Genomic DNA, 15,875 nt, shown 5'->3' on the forward strand with positions numbered 1-15,875 from the left:
GGATAGCACGCGCGGAATGCGAGCCGCGACCAGAACGATGACAACAATGAGGAGATGAGTGAATGAAAAGAAACCTGTGTCTGACGGGCGTTGTGTCCGCGATATCGATGGCGATGCTCGGCACCGCTCATGCGCAGTCCAGCGTGACGCTGTACGGCGTCGCCGATGCCGGTGTGATCTACAAAACCGGCGCGGGTCCACGGGGCGGCAGCAGCACGAGCGTCGCGTCGGGCGTCGAATCGACGGACCGTTGGGGCCTGCGCGGAGTCGAAGATCTGGGCGGCGGATTGAAGGCGACCTTCAATCTCGAGAACGGTTTTCGTATCAACACCGGGCAGGGCATCAACGGCAGCCAGCCGGCGACCTCGTCGGTACTGTTCGACCGTGGCGCCACGGTCGGGCTCGATAGCCAGCAGTTCGGCGCGGTGCAGTTGGGCCGCAACTGGTCGTCGTTTCACGACTCGCTCGCGACCGTCGATGCATCGGGCTTCATCAACTTCGGCTCACTGAACACGATTTCGTATCAGAACAACAGCGGCTATAACGGTGCGCAGTATTACTGGATCGACAACTCGGTCAAGTACACGTTGCCGAAGATCGCAGGGCTGATCGGCAGCGTGACCTATGGTCTCGGCGGCACGGCCGGCGACTTTTCGAGCAAGAGCGTGATCTCGGCGCGGCTCGGCTATCACTTCGGCATCGCCACGATCGATGGCGCCTATTTCCACGGCCGCGATCTGACCGGCGTGACCGATCGTACGGTTGCGCAGGCCTACACGGTCGGCGCGAAGCTGATCATCGACAAATGGCGTCTCGCCGCGAATCTGGCCAATTTCAAGAACCCGTCGAACGGCGCGAGCCAGAACTTCTATACCGCGGAAGCCGTGTATGCGCTGGCGCCCCAATGGAGCCTGAGCGGCGCGTATATTCGTCTCGCGGACCGCGCGAACAGCGAGCGTGATGCGAGCTTGTACCGGTTGGTGGCTGACTATCTGCTGTCGAAATCGACCAATGTCTATGCGGCGGTCGGCTATGTGAAGAACAATTCGCTCGGCACGCTCGGCATTCTGAATTCGACGCCGGCGGGTGGCCCGGGTCAGAACCAGTTCGCCGCGGCAGTGGGCATTCGCCATCTGTTCTGACGGGAGAAACAAAGTTGAACCGGCAATCGATTAACGTCACGACCGCGATTGAAGCAGCAAAAACGAGTCCCCTTCAATACACGATCGTCGCGTTGTGCAGCCTCGTGCTGTTCGGCGATGGCTTCGATACACAGGCGATGAGTTATATCCTGCCGCGCCTCGCGAAAGACTGGCACATCCCCGGCAGCGCACTGGGTCCGATCTTTTCTTCGGCGCTGATCGGGCTGCTGGTCGGCTATCTGATCATCTCGTCGCTATCCGACCGCTTCGGGCACAAGCGCGTGATGATTCTGTCGACGGTGTTCTTCGGTGTCTGCACGTTGCTCACGGTGAAGGCGACCAGCGTGCCCGAGCTGATCGCGTTGCGCTTTCTGACGGGACTCGGGCTCGGCGGCGCGGCGCCGAGCGCGATTGCGCTGACGGGCGAATACAGTGCGCAGCGTCTTCGCGCGACGTTCGTGCTGATCATCTATTGTGGCTTTTCGCTTGGCTTCGTCGCGGCCGGTTTCGCCGCGGCGTCGCTGTTGCCGCACTACGGCTGGACTTCACTGCTGTGGGTCGGCGGCGCGTTTCCGCTCTTGCTGGCCGTCGTTCTCGCCTTGGCGTTGCCCGAGTCGGTGAGCTTTCTCGTGCGCCGCGAGTCGCGTTCGAGGCGGCTTGCGGCGGTGATGCGTCGCATCGATCGCAACTTGCCGATCGATACCGATACACGCTTCGTCGAAACCCGGGTCGACACGAAACGCGCGGCGATCGTCAGCCTGTTTCGCGACGGACGGATGGCCGGCACGCTGCTGCTGTGGTTCGTGTTCTTCGTCAACCTGTCGATTTTCTATCTGATGCAGACGTGGTTGCCGACCATCATCGGCAATTTGCATTATCCGATCGCCACGGTGGCCTGGGTCACGGCGATGCCGACGATCGCGGGCACGGTTTGCGTGGTGGTGGTCGGTCCGGCGATGGACCGCTTCGGTCCGTATCCGGTGCTGACGGTGCTGTATATCGGCTCGTGCGGATTGCTTGCGCTGGCGGCCGCGGCCTTGTCCGCGCCGCTCTGGATGCTGATGGTGGCGACCTTCATGGCGGGCTTCTTCGTCAGTGGCGGGCAAAAAGGCATCATTGCGCTCGCGGCGATCTTCTATCCGGCCGAGATCCGCTCGACGGGATGCGGCTGGGCACTCGGGGTCGGGCGTTTCGGCAGCATCGCCGGACCGGCGGCCGCCGGCATGCTGTTCAACGCGCACTGGAGCGCGGCCGAGGTGTTCCAGGCCGCGGGCGTCGTGATCCTGTTCGCGGGCGCGGCCATTTATCTGATGGGACGTCTGTGTGCGCCGGCGCGACGGCCGCTCGAGGACGCGGCTTCGCGTACGGTCGCGTAGCAACGTTGAGCGGTTTTCAACGAAGGCAATGGGCTGTGACGCAATACCCGGCGCTGCAGGCGAATACGAAATAACGCAACACACAATACACGGATCAACGTATGGAAAGTGAACGGTCGCGGATGAAATCACAAATGAACGGCGCGGAAAGCCTGGTGCGTACGTTGCTCGCGAGCGGCGTGGATACCTGCTTTGCAAATCCGGGGACATCGGAGATGCATTTTCTCGCGGCGCTCGACAAGGTCGGCAGTCTGCGCTGCGTACTCGGCCTCGCCGAAGGCGTGCTGACCGGTGCCGCCGACGGCTACTTCCGGATGCGCGATCGGCCTGCATGCACGCTGCTGCATCTGGCGCCGGGATTCGCAAACGGCCTCGCCAATCTGCACAACGCAAAGAAGGCGGGCTCCGGCATCGTCAACATCGTGGGCGAGCACGCGACCTATCACCTGCAACACGATGCGCCATTGACCGCCGATATCGCCGGCCTCGCGAGACCGATGTCGCACTGGGTACGGACGTCGGCATCCTCGCACGAAGTCGCGACGGACGGCGCCGCCGCGGTCAGCGCCGCGCGCGAAGGAGCGGGGCGCATCGCCACGCTGATTCTGCCCGCCGATGCTTCGTGGGGCGAAGCCGATCGCATTGTGGGCGCGCCAGAGCCGGCTGCGCGGCCCGATGTGCCGGCCGCCGCGATCGCCGACGCTGCACGCGCGTTGAGCGAGCCGGTTGAGCAAGGCGAGACCGTTCTGCTATTGGGCGGCGAAGCGCTACGCGAGCGGGCGCTCGAATGGGCTGGACGGATCGCCGCGAAAACAGGCTGCCGCCTGCTCGCCGAAGGACAAAACGCCCGCATGGCGCGCGGTGCCGGCCGGGTCAAGATCGGCCGGCTGCCGTTCGATGTCGATAGCGCGGTCGCCGCGCTGGCGGGCGTGCGGCGCATCGTGCTGGTCGGCGCGAAGCTGCCGGTCGCATTCTTCGCATATCCCGGCAAGCCGAGTCTGATCGCGCCACACGATTGCGAAATCATCCCGCTCGCCGATGCAGACCACCGCCTCGACCACGCGCTCGAAGCGTTGGCGCACGAACTCGGCGCGGGCCAGCTTGCGCCCGCGCATGTGGCTGAACGGCGCGCGCCCGGCTTGCCCGGCGACATGAGCCGCCCGACGCCGGACGGCATCGCCGCGGTGTTGGCCGCGCATCTGCCGGAGCAGGCGATCGTCGTCGATGAAGCGGTGTCGGTGGGGCGCGGTTTCTTTCCACCGACCGCCGGCGCCGCGCCGCACGACTGGTTGAACAGCGTCGGCTCATCGCTCGGATACGGCTTGCCGGTCGCGATCGGCGCGGCCATCGCCGAGCCGCAACGCAAAGTGCTGGCGCTGATCGGCGACGGCAGCGCGATGTATAACCTGCCCGCGCTGTGGACGATGGCGCGTGAACGGCTCGACGTGACGGTCGTGATTCTCGCCAACCGTGCGTACAACGTGCTGCGTGGCGAACTCGCCCGAATGGGCGGCCCCGAGCCTGGGCGCGTCGCGCTCGACATGCTGTCGCTCGACCGTCCGGATCTCGACTTCGTCGCGCTCGCGCAAGGTCACGGCGTACCCGCGCGCCGCGCGCAAACGCTCGATGCGTTTTCGAATGCGCTCGCGCATAGCTTCGCGGAGCCGGGCCCGTCGCTGATCGAGCTGATCGTCAACTGAAACAACACTAGCTGAAACAACCATGAACCATAGCGAACTGTTTGCCGCGAGTCCCGTCGATCCGGTGGACGCGGCACCGGAAACGCGCGTATTCGCGCATCTGATCGACGGCGCGCTCGAGACGAGTACCTCGACGTTTGATGTCATCAACCCGTCGACCGGCCGTGCATTCGCGCGTTGTCCCGACGCATCGCGCGCGCAGTTCGACGCGGCAGTGACGGCGGCGCGCCGCGCTTTTGCAGGCTGGTCGCGGACTTCTTTTGAAGAGCGGCGCGAGCGTCTGAACCGCTTCGCCGATGCGATCGAGCAACGCGTCGAACCGCTCGCCCGGGTGCTGACACTCGAACAGGGCAAGCCACTCGCCAAAGCGCGCATCGAGATACGGCGCGCGGTCGGGATCATCCGCCATCTGGTGACAATTGCGATCGAACCGGAAACGCTGCGTGAAGACGCCAGTGGCCGGGTCGAATTGCGGCACAAGCCGTTGGGCGTCGTGGGCGGCATCGCGCCATGGAACGTGCCGATCGTGCTGGCGGCGCCGAAGATCACATCGGCGCTGTACACCGGCAACACGATGGTGCTGAAGCCGTCGCCGTATACGCCGTTGACCACGCTGATGATCGGCGCGATTGCGCGCGAGTTTTTTCCGGCGGGTGTATTGAACGTGCTGGCCGGTGGCAACGAACTCGGTCAATGGATGACCGAGCATCCGGGCATCGACAAGATCACGTTCACCGGATCGGTCGCGACTGGCAAGCGGGTGATGGCGTCGGCGGCGACGAACATGAAGCGCGTGACGCTCGAACTCGGCGGCAACGACGCGGCGATCGTGCTGGGCGACGTCGACGTCAAGGCCGTGGCTCGTCCGCTGTTCGATGCGGCGTTCGCGAATTCAGGGCAGATCTGCCAGGCGATCAAACGTCTGTATGTGCATACGAGCATCTACGACGCACTGGTCGATGAGCTGGCCGACATCGCACGACGTGTTCCGGTTGGCGACGGTTTCGACGAACAGGTCGAACTCGGGCCGGTGCAGAACCGCATGCAGTACGAGCGCGTGCTGGAACTCATCGACGATACGGTGCGGCAGCCGGGCGTGCGCATTGTCGCGGGTGGTCGCGCGATCGCGAGGGATGGCTACTTCATCGAACCGACGATCGTCGCCGATATCGCGGAGGGTACACGGCTCGTCGATGAAGAACCGTTCGGGCCGGTGCTGCCGGTGCTCCGTTTCGACGATATCGAAGAGGTGTTAGGCAGGGCGAATGCTTCGCCGTTCGGTCTGGGCGGATCGGTGTGGACGCGCGATGTCGAACGGGGCGCGGAACTGGCCGCGCGTATGGAGACGGGCGTGGCCTGGGTCAATCATCATCTCGGCGTGCCGCCCGAGTTTCCGTTTGGCGGCGTCAAGGAATCGGGTATCGGGCGCGCGAATGGCGAGATGGGATTGAAGCGCAATATGGAGCCGCAGTTGGTCGTGGTGCCGGCGCGTTGAAGTTGGGGCGCGCCGATGCAATGTTCCGGTCGATGCAGCGCGTTTGCCTGCTTGATTCAGCCATCTCCGCGACAGCGTTACGCGCCTCCGCACCTCACACCTTCCTGCCTCTCAACCGACTCGGCGGGTGCCCGTAAAACTTCTTGAACGCCTGCGCGTAGGCGCCCTCCGTGGCATAGCCGACGGCCAACGCGATATCGATAAGTCTCAAGCCCCGCGCATGCAACTCCAGTGCCCTCGTCATCCGGACATGCTGGCGCCATTGCTGAAACGTCTTGCCGGTACTCGCGGCAAACGCGCGTTGAAGCGTTTTCTCGCTGGCGCCTACGCTGGTTGCCCAAACATCGATCGGATCATTGATCGATGGATCCTGTTCGATTTTCCGGCAGATGGACGCAATGCGCCTGTCGTCGGGAATCTGGATGCCGGTCGCGGAAACGGGCGCCCGATCGAGTTCATCAACGATGACGAGCGTTTTTCGATGGCGTTGAGTGAACGGGAGGTTGTCGGCGGCCCAGTTGCTTGCGTCGAGAATCAGCTCGCGCAGTAGCGGCGTGACCGTGAAGGTGCGACAGATCCGACTTGTGTGCAATTTGCTGTCGATGTACAGGCTGTGATAACGAAACGACCGGTCCATCAGCACGGAATGCGGCAACTGTGCCGGAATCCACGTGGCACGATCCGGCGCGAGGCGAACCAGCGTGTCAGGCGTCTCCAGAAGTATCGCGCCTCGCTCCGGATAGATCAGCTGGCCGCAGTCGTGTACGTGGAAACAGCTGTCGGCCGCCTGCCCCTCTCTGACGACGGAATAAATCGCAAAGCTGTTGGATCGCGACGGGATCGCGAGCAGAGGGGGCTCCATATGTCTCCTTTTGAACGATAGCTGACCGGATCGAAGCGGCGCGGCAAAACGCGGCCAGGTAGATTGTAGGCACCTTCAACGTCAACAGGAAAACAGCGTGCTTATCGATCTCACTCTCTGCGTCGACATCAACGATCCAATCATCAACAAGGCTTCCAGCGACCGGAATAGCTATATGTCCAGAGGGCACATCGGCACCCATCTCGACGTCTATGTTCCGCAGCCCGTTCCGCCGGTGGAGTACTGCGAGCGCCGCGGCGTGCTGATCGACGCGAGCGCCATCAGTCATGCGGAAATCGGCATCGAGGTGCTCGAAGGCCACGATCTGCGTGAAGGCGATTTTCTGATCGTCTACGCCGGCTGGCTGGAGAAGCACGTGTATGGATCGAGAGACTACTTCAAGGATCATCCGCAATTCACGTGGGATCTGGTCAATCACCTCGCCACGCGTAAGCTGGCTTTTATCGGCATCGACTTCGCGGGGATGCGTCGCGGCGATGAGCACACTCCGGCGGACAAGATCATCGGAGAAGCGGGCGCCTATGTGATCGAAAACATGAAGAACGTGGACCAGTTGCTCGGTGTATCGAAGGGCCGTGGCATCCGTCTGCTGACGGGGTGGACCGGCTTCAAGGGAGCGAGTGGGCTGTCATGCAGGGTCGTGGCGGACGTTCAGCACTAGTCGCATGGAGGAAGAAATCATGTCGACGGATATCCTGGCCGGCAGTGCAACCGGAAGCCCGGTCATCGATGCATCCGGATACCGCGATGCGATGGCGAGACTCGGTGCCGCGGTGCATATCGTGACTAGTTCCGGCGCGGCGGGCGTTGTCGGTCTGACGGCTTCGGCCGTGTGCAGCGTGACCGATGCGCCGCCCACGTTGCTCGTGTGTCTGAACCGGAAGTCGTCGGCGCATGATGCGCTGATCTCGAACCGGGTGCTGTGCGTCAACACGCTCGGAGCGAAACACGAGGACCTGTCGCGCCGTTTCGCGAGCGGCGTGCCGATGGCCGAGCGTTTCGGCGGCGCGAACTGGCATGTGATGGAAACGGGTTCGCCGGTGCTCGGTGACGCGCTGGTCGCATTCGATTGCCGGATCATCAGCTCGATCAGGCAGGGCACGCATAGTGTGCTGCTTTGCGAGGTCGCGCGAACCCGAGTTGACGGCGCGGCGGAGCCGGGGCTGATGTACTTCGCGCGCCGTTATCATCGTGTCGGCGCGGAGCAGCACGCCGCGTCGAACTGAGGCCGCGCCTGGCGTCAGCACGGCCTCGGCTTCGAGGCCGGCGCTGATTCTGCTGACTGAACAGGCCGTGCCGCGATTTGATGCCTCTGCAATTTGATGCCTTCGCGAACAGCCTTGGAGGATGCCGGGACGTTTCGACACTCGTCCCGGCCATCAACCCGGATCGCTTAGGCGTTACTCCGTCTTCCCGATCGCATGCTCCCCCAGCTTCTCGATCATCTGGCAAAGCGCCGAATGATCGAGATCGCCGACACCCTGCGCCATGCCCGCGTTCATCAGATCATGCACGGCCGCCGTGTTGGGCAGCGCAAGCTCCAGCGCTTTCGCGCCGTCCAGTGCAAGCCCAAGGTCCTTGCGGTGCAGCGCGATTCTGAAGCCGGGCGCGAAGGTCCGTTTGATCATGCGCTCACCGTGCACTTCCAGCACGCGAGACGCAGCGAAGCCGCCCATCAACGCCTCGCGCACCTTCGCCGGATCCGCGCCCGCCTTCGACGCAAACAGCAACGCTTCGCTGACTGCCTGGATATTCAGCGCGACGATGATCTGATTGGCCACTTTGGTGGTCTGGCCGTCGCCGTTGCCGCCGACCAGCGTGATATTGCGGCCCATCAGATCGAACAGCGGCTTGACGGCGTCGAACGTCTGCTGCTTGCCGCCGACCATGATCGTCAGCGATGCGGCCTTTGCGCCGACCTCGCCGCCCGACACCGGTGCATCGAGATATTCGCAGCCGAGTTCATTGATCCGTTGAGCGAACGTTCGGGTGGCGATCGGCGAAATCGAACTCATGTCGACGACGGTCTTGCCCGGTTCGAGCGCCGAGGCCACGCCGTGCTCGCCGAACAGCACGGCTTCGACATGCGGCGTATCGGGCACCATCAGAATGATCACGTCGGCTTGCCTTGCCACCTCGGCGGGCGACGCGCACGGCACGCCGCCCACGTCCCGCAACGCTTGCGGCACGCCCGAGCGGCTGTGCAGAAACAGCGTGTGGCCGCCCTTCCGCAGATTCGCGGCCATCGGGGCGCCCATGATGCCGAGCCCGATAAATCCAACCCTGGTTGTCATAGCTGTCTCACTTGAATGATGAAAGAAATCAGTCGATCAATAGCAGGCCGTCGACGGCCGCGACACCGCGCTCGCCGATCTTCAGCGGATTGACTTCGAACGTGAAGTTGGACCACGGCGCGCCAGCGACGAGCTGTGAAAAGCGCGCGATCCAGTCCGCGGTTTGCTGGCGTTGTGCGTCGGGCAGCCACTGCGGAAAGCGCCGCACCGTGCGCAGCGTGCCGATCAGGTCGTAGGCGCCATCGGCGTCGAGCGGTGCGCGCGCAAACGCGACGTCGTCGACGATCTCGGTCATGCCGCCACCGATGCCCACGCCGATCATTACGCCGAACTCGGCGTCGCGCAGCGCGGTGATCAGCAGTTCCTGCGAGCCCGCGAACATGTGCTGCACCCACACGCCGTCAAGTGTCACGCCGCGTGCGGCCGCGCGTTCGTCGAAACGTTGCGCGGTCTGCTTCGCCGCTTCGTCCGAGTCGACATTCAGTGCGACGAGACCCGCCGCCGCGCGATGCGTGATCGCCGCGGAAATGCCCTTGATCGCGACCGGGTAGCCGACTTCGCGCGCCATCCGCGCGGCTTCGTCAGCGGACTTCGCGATGCGTCCGCGCGCCACCGGCAAATTGGCTGCTTCCAGAATGGCCGCGACGACGTTTTCGGAGATCACGTGCGGGTCGCTGCTTTGCGCGACGTAGCGATCCCAGTCGAACGATGTGGCCGGTGTGTCGACGCGGCGGATGCGATGGCGCCGATTCTCTGCATGGCGAACCAGATGGCCGAGCGTGCGCACCGCGCGGCCGTGTTCGGTGAACGCGTAGATGCCGCGGCTTGCGAGCAGCTTCGGCAGTTCCTGCGGCATCGATTGCCAGGTCAGGCAAACCGGCTTGCTCGACGTCTTGCGCAACGTGTCGTATTTCTCGGCCAGTTCCGGTGCGAGTTCGCCGAAGCCCGAGGCCATGAAGAGCCATGCGTCGACTTCGTCGAGCGCGGCCAGCTCATTCATCGCGGCCGGCATGTTGGCGCGATGCGTCGCGTTCGTCATCATGCCGGGCGTCAGGTCGATCGGATTGAGCGTCGAGCTGAGCGGCGTCAGCAGCGGCGCGATGCGTTGCTGTGCGTCGTCGCTGAGCGCGGGCACTTCGAGTTCTTCGCGGCCGCACTGGTCGGTGCAGATCACGCCGCTGCCGCCGCCGAACGTCGAAATCAGTACACGGCGGCCGCTCGCGAGCTGGTCAGGGCGCATCGACGCCAGTTGCAGGCACACGTCGAGCATTTCTTCCTGCGAGTACACGCGAATCACGCCGAACTCGCGGAAGATCGCTTCATAAGTGCGGTCGGAACCGGCGAGCCGGCCCGTGTGCGCCATCGCCGCGCGACTGCTCGCGGCGGTCGCGCCGCCCTTCAGTACGACCACCGGTTTGTTGCGGCGTCGCGCTTCGCGCAGAGCGTCGATGAACGCGTCGGGGTTCGACAAGCCTTCGGTATACACCGCGATCACGCGCGTGCCGTCGTCCTGCGCGAGCACATGCATGAAGTCGGCGACGCCGAGCGCGGCCTCGTTGCCGCAGCTGATCGTGACGCGAAAGCCCAGCCCGAGTTGCTGCGCGCGCGAGTGCGTATTGACGGCGATGCCGCCGCTCTGGCTGACCATCGATACATGGCCGGCCGTCAGCGTGTCGTGCTCGCGCAGCATCGAAGTGAACGATGCGGTCAGGCCGATCGACGTATTGATGATGCCGATGCAGTTCGGGCCGCACAGCTGGATGCCGCGTTCTTTGCACAGCGTTTCGAGCGCGCGCTGGTGGGCTTTGCCTTCGTCGCCCTGTTCCGCGAAGCCGCCTGCCCAGACGACGGCGGCGCGAATGCCCGCGTCGGCGCATTCGCGTACCACGTCGAGCACCGAATCGGCGGGGACGGCGACGATCGCGAGATCGGGCGTGCCGGGCAGCGCGCCGAGCGACGCATAGCACGGCAGATCGGCGACGGTCGGCTTACCGGCATTGACCGGCCAGATCGGACCGGCGAAACGGAATTTGCGCAGATAGTTGACCGCGACACCGCCGAGATTGCCGGGGCGGTCGGATGCACCAATCACAGCGATGGAACGCGGGGCGAGCAGCGGCGTGAGCGCGCCGAAGGGTTCGCTGCCGGATGCGGCAGCGGGCGAAGCAAGGTCGGGTGAACCTGAGAGGCTGGCGACTTGAGTCATAAGAGGATCGTGACGGGACGAAGAGGCGGGAGCCTGGATGAGCGGGGGAACGTGATCGAAGCTTGAGCGGAGCGCGTGTGGAACCTGAACGTTGATGCGCTACCGTGTATCGCGCGGGCGCAGCAACGGCCCGGCGCAATACACGGCAGCGCTTGCTTAACGCATCTTCCAGACCGGCTTGCGCTTTTCCTTGAACGCACGCACGCCTTCCAGGCCGTCTTCGCTTTCGCCGGTTTCCTTGTCTTGTTGCTTCGCGTAGGCGACGAGCGCGGGCGGGAACGCGGCACTCAGGCGATACAGACGCACGACGGCCTGGCTCGCGAGCGGCGAACCGGCGCAGACCTTTTCGGCCAGTTCTTCGGCCGCTTCGATCAGTTTGTCCGCCGGCACCACGCGATTGACGATGCCGAGCTGGTAACACTCCTGCGCGCCGAGGCGGCCGTTGCATAGCGTCAGGTACGCGGCCGCGGTGCGCGGCAGTGCTTCATACAGATTGTGCGGCGAGCCAACCCGGCCGATCTTCGTGTGCGTGTCGCCGATCCAGGCGTCCTCGGACATCACGCGCAACTGGCATTGCAACGCGAGGCTCAGTCCGACACCGATCGCGAGTCCGTTGATTGCGGCGATCAGCGGCTTTTCGAGGTTCGCATCGCTCGGCTGGCCGCCGCCGCCCCAGTGATAGGTGGGACTCGACGGGTCTTCGTGCGGCGTGCGTTTGCCGGCGGCCTGGTGGTCGGCGAGGAACTTCACGTCACGGCCCGAGCTGAACGCTTTGCCTTCCGGCGTGCCCGTCACGATGCCGCAGTAGATGTTCGGGTCGAGGCCGATGTCGTGCCAGCATGCGCGCAGTTCCGCGTAGGCTTCGGAATGCAGCGAGTTGCGCGTCTGCGGGCGGTTGATCGTCACATACGCAACGTGGCCCTTCTTCTCATAGATGATGTGCTTGAGGTTCTGGGGCGCCATGGACGGCGAATAGGTGCTTTCATAGGTGACGGGCATGTTGCGCAACTCCTGCGTGGAAATGTTGGGACGGCGTGGGCGCACGGCGCGTGACGAGGCACGGATCCGGCATCAGCGAGATCGGATCGGATGGCAGACGCGGTGCACGCGACTGCCGTCTCACGGATAACCACGGGTCGAGGTTGCTGCAGACCCGAGGATGTCTCAGTCGATTTTGTTCTCACAGCGCACACTAGTGCGTTGAGAGAGCACAATATCCATTGAAGCTTGTGATGTCAACGAGGGAAAACCGTGCGCGCTGCGAACATGCAACACTGATCGGGTGCCGGAGAGACGCATGTTGCGTATGCGTGAGGCCCAGGGAAAACGTTGACGGAGCCGCATCGACCTAATTGCGTAATTGGCGTTTTATTCACGCCCAGATATTTAAAGGAATTTCGCCGAATGCGTATTTGCACATTAATCACCGGATGGACTTCGATGCCCCGGAAATTCCCTGCTTCGATTCTCGATTTATTGAAAACGGGAGATTGGCGCATCAAATGTGATATATATTTCCGATAACGCGATATGGATGCGTCTGCCGGCTGCCAGTTGGCGCCAGCGGCGCCGGCTGAGACAATGCGCGGGCCGGCGCTCAAGACGCCTACCGACCTAACGCCCTGATGAACGACAGACCAACAACCCAATCCCCCGACGACGAAATCGACAGCGCGGCCGAAACGCAAGGCTCCAGCAGCAATTACCTGCAGTCCTTTGCCCGTGGATTGAGCGTGCTGCGCTGCTTCGACGAGCAGGCCGCGGCGCAAACCGTCTCCGAGGTGGCCCAGCGAACCAACATGACGCGTGCCGGCGCGCGTCGCATCCTCCTTACGCTGCTGCAGCTCGGCTATGTCGCGCAGGATGGCAGGCTGTTTCGCCTGACCCCGAAAGTGCTCGACCTGGGTTTCGCGTATCTGGCGTCGCAGCCTGTGTGGCGCCTCGCGCAGCCGGTGCTCGAGAAATTCAGCGCCGCGACGCATCAGCCGAGTTCGATGGCGGTGCTCGACGACGATGAAATCGTCTGCGTGTTGCGCATTGCCGCGCCGAATCGGCTGATGACTGTCGATTTATCAGTGGGGCGACGCTTTCCCGCGTATTGCACGGCGCTCGGCCGGGTGCTGCTGGCCGGTCTGCCGCCGGAGCAGGCCGCCGAGGTGCTGTCCGCCGCGGCGGTGGAGCCGCGCACGTCGAACACGGTGACCGATCACGACAAACTGCTCGAGATCGTCGACCATGCACGGCAGCACGGCTGGAGCATGATCCGCAACGAACTCGAACCGGGCCTGATCGCGATCGCGGCGCCGGTGCGGGACCGCAGCGGCAAGGTGGTAGCCGCGATCAGCGTGCACTGTCACGGCGCCGACCCGATGGCAAATAGTCCGGCCGAAAACCTGTTGCCGCCGCTGCAGGCGGCGGCGGCCAGCATCAGCCTGATTTTGCAGAATCAAGGCTGACAGGAATTTATATCGTCATCGTCGAAATTTAAAGGCGCGCATATTATTCATTTGAAGGGGCCGTCGATCTGATTATTTAGCTGGGCTTTTTTATCAGGTACTTTTGCACAACGGGCAGCCGATTTTTCGGCTGCTTTTTTTTCGCCTTGACCACGCCGCTGGCGCGGCCCATAGCGCACGGTCGTGACGGCTGCAAATCGCTGCATCGCACAATAATTCCGCATTGACAGTGCTGGATGACCTCAGTAATGTGTCCACACAACGCACTTGTGTGCGCTGAAAGAACAAATTACGAGACAACATTCACAAGGATCGAAGGCTGATGTCTATGCGTGTCATCGCAGAGGACCTGTGGTTCCCCGAAGGGCCGGTTTGGCTCGGCGACGGGAGTCTGCTGGTCGTGGAAATTCGTCGGCAAACCCTGACGCGCATCTGGCTGGACGGCCGTAAATCGATTGTCGCTGAACTGGGCGGTGGCCCGAACGGCGCGGCGATCGGGCCGGACGGCGCATGTTATGTCTGCAACAACGGCGGCTTCGACTGGGACCGCAACGACGAGGGCGCCTACGTCACTGCCGGTGCCGCCAGCGACTATAGCGGCGGGCGCATCGAGCGCGTCGATATCGATACGGGCGAGTTTTCGGTGCTTTATCGCGAGGCGAACGGCGAGCCGCTGCGTGGCCCCAACGATCTCGTGTTCGATGCGCATGGCGGTTTCTATTTCACCGACACGGGCAAGACGCGCGAGCGCATCGTCGAACGCGGGGCGGTATATTACGCGCGCGCCGATGGCTCATCGATCGAGGAAATCATCTTCCCGATCAGTCGGCCGAACGGCGTCGGACTTTCGCCCGACGGTGCCACGCTCTATGTGTCCGAAACCGAAACCGCGCGCGTTTGGGCATGGCCGCTTGTCGCGCCTGGCCGCCTCGCAGTGCCGGTGAAAGCCTCGGCGTCTTCGCCGCACGGCGGGCGACTCGTGCACGCGGCGCCGGCCTACATGCGCTTCGATTCGCTCGCGGTCGATGCAAGCGGCGACGTGTGCGTCGGCACGCTCGATCGTGGCGGCATCACGGTCTGCAAGGCCGATGGCAGCGGCAGCCGCTTCGTCGAGGTGCCGGGCGACACGCACGTGACGAACCTCTGCTTCGGCGGTCCCGAACTGCGGCGCGCCTATGTCACTCAAGCCTATGCCGGCCGTCTCGTCGAAATCGAATGGCCGGTGCCGGGTCTGCCGCTACATGGCACCTATCGCGCGAAAGATGTGAACGATGCGGTGTTTTCATCTCGATAAACAGGAGACAAACATGATTCGCCTGATCAGAAAGGCTGCGATCGCGGCGTTCGTTGCATGCGCATTGACGCCCGCGACGCTAGTGCATGCCGCGAGCTTCCCGGCGCGGCAGATTCGCCTGATCGTGCCGTTCGCGCCGGGTGGCGCGAGCGACGTCATCGCACGCATCATCGGCAAGAAGCTCACGCAGGAACTCGGGCAGCCGGTGGTCGTGTTCAACCGTCCGGGCGCGGGTGGCACGATCGGTGTGGACTTCACCTCGCGTGCGCCGGCGGACGGCTACACCATCACGCTCGTCAATGCGATCCAGCAGACCACGAGCAAGGAGATGTACCCCAATCTTGCGTACGATCCGGTCAAGAGTTTTCGCCCGCTCGCCACGATTGGTTCGGTGCACTACGTGCTGGTCGTGACTCCTTCGTTTCCGGCCAAAGACTACAAGTCGTTCGTGAGCACCGTGAAATCGCAGCCGGGCAAATATAGCTATGCGTCACCCGGCATCGGCAGCGCGCCGAATCTCGTGATGGAGCAGTTCAAGCAGACGGCTGGTCTCGATATCGTCCATGTGCCGTATCTCGGCAGCGGCCCCGCATTGAACGATGTGATTGCGAATCACGTGGCGATTTCGATGGATAACGTCGCCGCGATTCCGCTGATCCGCTCGGGCATGCTGCGCGCCATCGCGACGACAGGTGACACCCGCTCTCCCGCGCTGCCGGATGTCCCCACGTTCGCGCAGGTCGGTCTCGCCAATTTCAATGTCGCTGGCGTGTGGGGTTTTCTGGCGCCGGCAGGCACACCCGATGCCGCCGCGACCGTGCTGAACGACGCGATCCGGCGAGCACTCGAGGATCCGGAAGTCAAGCAGGGTCTCGCCAATCAGGGACTCGACCCGGCATACGGAAGCGCCGACGCTTTCGGCAAGACGCTCAACGAAGAGACGTCGAAGTGGGCGGCGCTATTCGCGTCGGGCAAGATCAAGCGATGAAATAACGATGCTGGATTCGATGCGCGCGGACTGACGGTGCG

The 15,875-nt window shown here is 63.5% G+C and carries 14 protein-coding genes; 9 read left to right on the top strand and 5 right to left on the bottom strand.

Going from position 1 to position 15,875, the window contains the following annotated elements:
- The first annotated feature begins 62 nt into the window (after positions 1-62).
- The 4 genes from L0U82_RS34870 (at position 63) to L0U82_RS34885 (ending at position 5,713) form a co-directional block, all read left to right on the top strand.
- The gene (locus tag L0U82_RS34870; protein ID WP_233838188.1) at positions 63-1,142 is read left to right on the top strand and encodes a porin; all 1,080 of its coding nucleotides are present in this window, start codon (positions 63-65) and stop codon (positions 1,140-1,142) included.
- A 14-nt stretch (positions 1,143-1,156) separates the two neighbouring features.
- Positions 1,157-2,518 (top strand): MFS transporter, encoded by a 1,362-nt coding sequence (locus L0U82_RS34875; RefSeq protein WP_233838189.1) that lies wholly within the window; start codon positions 1,157-1,159, stop codon positions 2,516-2,518.
- Positions 2,519-2,640: 122 nt separating this feature from the next.
- On the top strand, positions 2,641-4,218 hold the full coding sequence (locus L0U82_RS34880) for an acetolactate synthase large subunit (protein ID WP_326489788.1): 1,578 nt from the start codon (positions 2,641-2,643) through the stop codon (positions 4,216-4,218).
- A 22-nt stretch (positions 4,219-4,240) separates the two neighbouring features.
- Positions 4,241-5,713, top strand: a complete 1,473-nt coding sequence (locus L0U82_RS34885) for an aldehyde dehydrogenase family protein (RefSeq protein WP_233838190.1) — start codon at positions 4,241-4,243, stop codon at positions 5,711-5,713.
- A gap of 94 nt (positions 5,714-5,807) precedes the next feature.
- On the opposite strand, the gene L0U82_RS34890 is transcribed toward L0U82_RS34885, so the two are convergent.
- Positions 5,808-6,575: an AraC family transcriptional regulator gene (locus L0U82_RS34890; protein WP_233838191.1), complete on the bottom strand. Its 768-nt coding sequence runs from the start codon at positions 6,573-6,575 to the stop codon at positions 5,808-5,810.
- Positions 6,576-6,672: 97 nt separating this feature from the next.
- Between L0U82_RS34890 and L0U82_RS34895 the strand changes: the two genes are divergently transcribed.
- On the top strand, positions 6,673-7,257 hold the full coding sequence (locus tag L0U82_RS34895; protein WP_233838192.1) for a cyclase family protein: 585 nt from the start codon (positions 6,673-6,675) through the stop codon (positions 7,255-7,257).
- A gap of 19 nt (positions 7,258-7,276) precedes the next feature.
- A complete protein-coding gene (locus tag L0U82_RS34900) occupies positions 7,277-7,822 on the top strand; it encodes a flavin reductase (RefSeq protein ID WP_233838193.1) in 546 nt (181 codons plus the stop codon).
- Positions 7,823-7,996: 174 nt separating this feature from the next.
- On the opposite strand, the gene L0U82_RS34905 is transcribed toward L0U82_RS34900, so the two are convergent.
- From L0U82_RS34905 to L0U82_RS34915, 3 genes are all read right to left on the bottom strand, one after another.
- Positions 7,997-8,890, bottom strand: coding sequence for a 2-hydroxy-3-oxopropionate reductase (locus tag L0U82_RS34905; protein WP_233838194.1), 894 nt, complete (start codon positions 8,888-8,890; stop codon positions 7,997-7,999).
- Between the two features lie 28 nt (positions 8,891-8,918).
- Entirely contained in the window at positions 8,919-11,096 is a 2,178-nt protein-coding gene (locus L0U82_RS34910) for an acetate--CoA ligase family protein (protein WP_233838195.1), read from the bottom strand.
- Positions 11,097-11,252: 156 nt separating this feature from the next.
- Complete coding sequence (locus L0U82_RS34915) at positions 11,253-12,095, bottom strand: enoyl-CoA hydratase/isomerase family protein (protein WP_233838196.1); 843 nt, start codon at positions 12,093-12,095, stop codon at positions 11,253-11,255.
- Positions 12,096-12,721: 626 nt separating this feature from the next.
- On the opposite strand from L0U82_RS34915, the gene L0U82_RS34920 reads away from it, so the two are divergent.
- Positions 12,722-13,552 (top strand): IclR family transcriptional regulator domain-containing protein, encoded by an 831-nt coding sequence (locus L0U82_RS34920; RefSeq protein ID WP_233838197.1) that lies wholly within the window; start codon positions 12,722-12,724, stop codon positions 13,550-13,552.
- A gap of 47 nt (positions 13,553-13,599) precedes the next feature.
- Here the strand turns inward: L0U82_RS34920 and L0U82_RS34925 are convergent, their stop codons facing one another.
- Positions 13,600-13,758, bottom strand: coding sequence for a hypothetical protein (locus L0U82_RS34925; protein WP_233838198.1), 159 nt, complete (start codon positions 13,756-13,758; stop codon positions 13,600-13,602).
- Between the two features lie 122 nt (positions 13,759-13,880).
- On the opposite strand from L0U82_RS34925, the gene L0U82_RS34930 reads away from it, so the two are divergent.
- Both L0U82_RS34930 and L0U82_RS34935 read left to right on the top strand, forming a co-directional pair.
- Positions 13,881-14,846, top strand: coding sequence for an SMP-30/gluconolactonase/LRE family protein (locus L0U82_RS34930; RefSeq protein WP_233839328.1), 966 nt, complete (start codon positions 13,881-13,883; stop codon positions 14,844-14,846).
- A gap of 13 nt (positions 14,847-14,859) precedes the next feature.
- Complete coding sequence (locus L0U82_RS34935; protein ID WP_233838199.1) at positions 14,860-15,834, top strand: Bug family tripartite tricarboxylate transporter substrate binding protein; 975 nt, start codon at positions 14,860-14,862, stop codon at positions 15,832-15,834.
- Positions 15,835-15,875: the final 41 nt, after the last annotated feature.

Origin of the sequence: Paraburkholderia sp. ZP32-5 (assembly GCF_021390495.1) — a bacterium.
Taxonomy (GTDB): Bacteria; Pseudomonadota; Gammaproteobacteria; order Burkholderiales; family Burkholderiaceae; genus Paraburkholderia.

Excerpts from the sequence above, each read along its gene's own strand:
- L0U82_RS34885 (WP_233838190.1), top strand. The coding sequence starts at position 4,241 with ATGAACCATAGCGAACTGTTTGCCGCGAGTCCCGTCGATCCGGTGGAC.
- L0U82_RS34930 (WP_233839328.1), top strand. The coding sequence starts at position 13,881 with ATGCGTGTCATCGCAGAGGACCTGTGGTTCCCCGAAGGGCCGGTTTGG.
- L0U82_RS34905 (WP_233838194.1), bottom strand. The coding sequence starts at position 8,890 with ATGACAACCAGGGTTGGATTTATCGGGCTCGGCATCATGGGCGCCCCG.
- L0U82_RS34910 (WP_233838195.1), bottom strand. The coding sequence starts at position 11,096 with ATGACTCAAGTCGCCAGCCTCTCAGGTTCACCCGACCTTGCTTCGCCC.
- L0U82_RS34900 (WP_233838193.1), top strand. The coding sequence starts at position 7,277 with ATGTCGACGGATATCCTGGCCGGCAGTGCAACCGGAAGCCCGGTCATC.
- L0U82_RS34935 (WP_233838199.1), top strand. The coding sequence starts at position 14,860 with ATGATTCGCCTGATCAGAAAGGCTGCGATCGCGGCGTTCGTTGCATGC.
- L0U82_RS34925 (WP_233838198.1), bottom strand. The coding sequence starts at position 13,758 with ATGCAGCGATTTGCAGCCGTCACGACCGTGCGCTATGGGCCGCGCCAG.
- L0U82_RS34890 (WP_233838191.1), bottom strand. The coding sequence starts at position 6,575 with ATGGAGCCCCCTCTGCTCGCGATCCCGTCGCGATCCAACAGCTTTGCG.
- L0U82_RS34915 (WP_233838196.1), bottom strand. The coding sequence starts at position 12,095 with ATGCCCGTCACCTATGAAAGCACCTATTCGCCGTCCATGGCGCCCCAG.
- L0U82_RS34870 (WP_233838188.1), top strand. The coding sequence starts at position 63 with ATGAAAAGAAACCTGTGTCTGACGGGCGTTGTGTCCGCGATATCGATG.
- L0U82_RS34920 (WP_233838197.1), top strand. The coding sequence starts at position 12,722 with ATGAACGACAGACCAACAACCCAATCCCCCGACGACGAAATCGACAGC.
- L0U82_RS34880 (WP_326489788.1), top strand. The coding sequence starts at position 2,641 with ATGAAATCACAAATGAACGGCGCGGAAAGCCTGGTGCGTACGTTGCTC.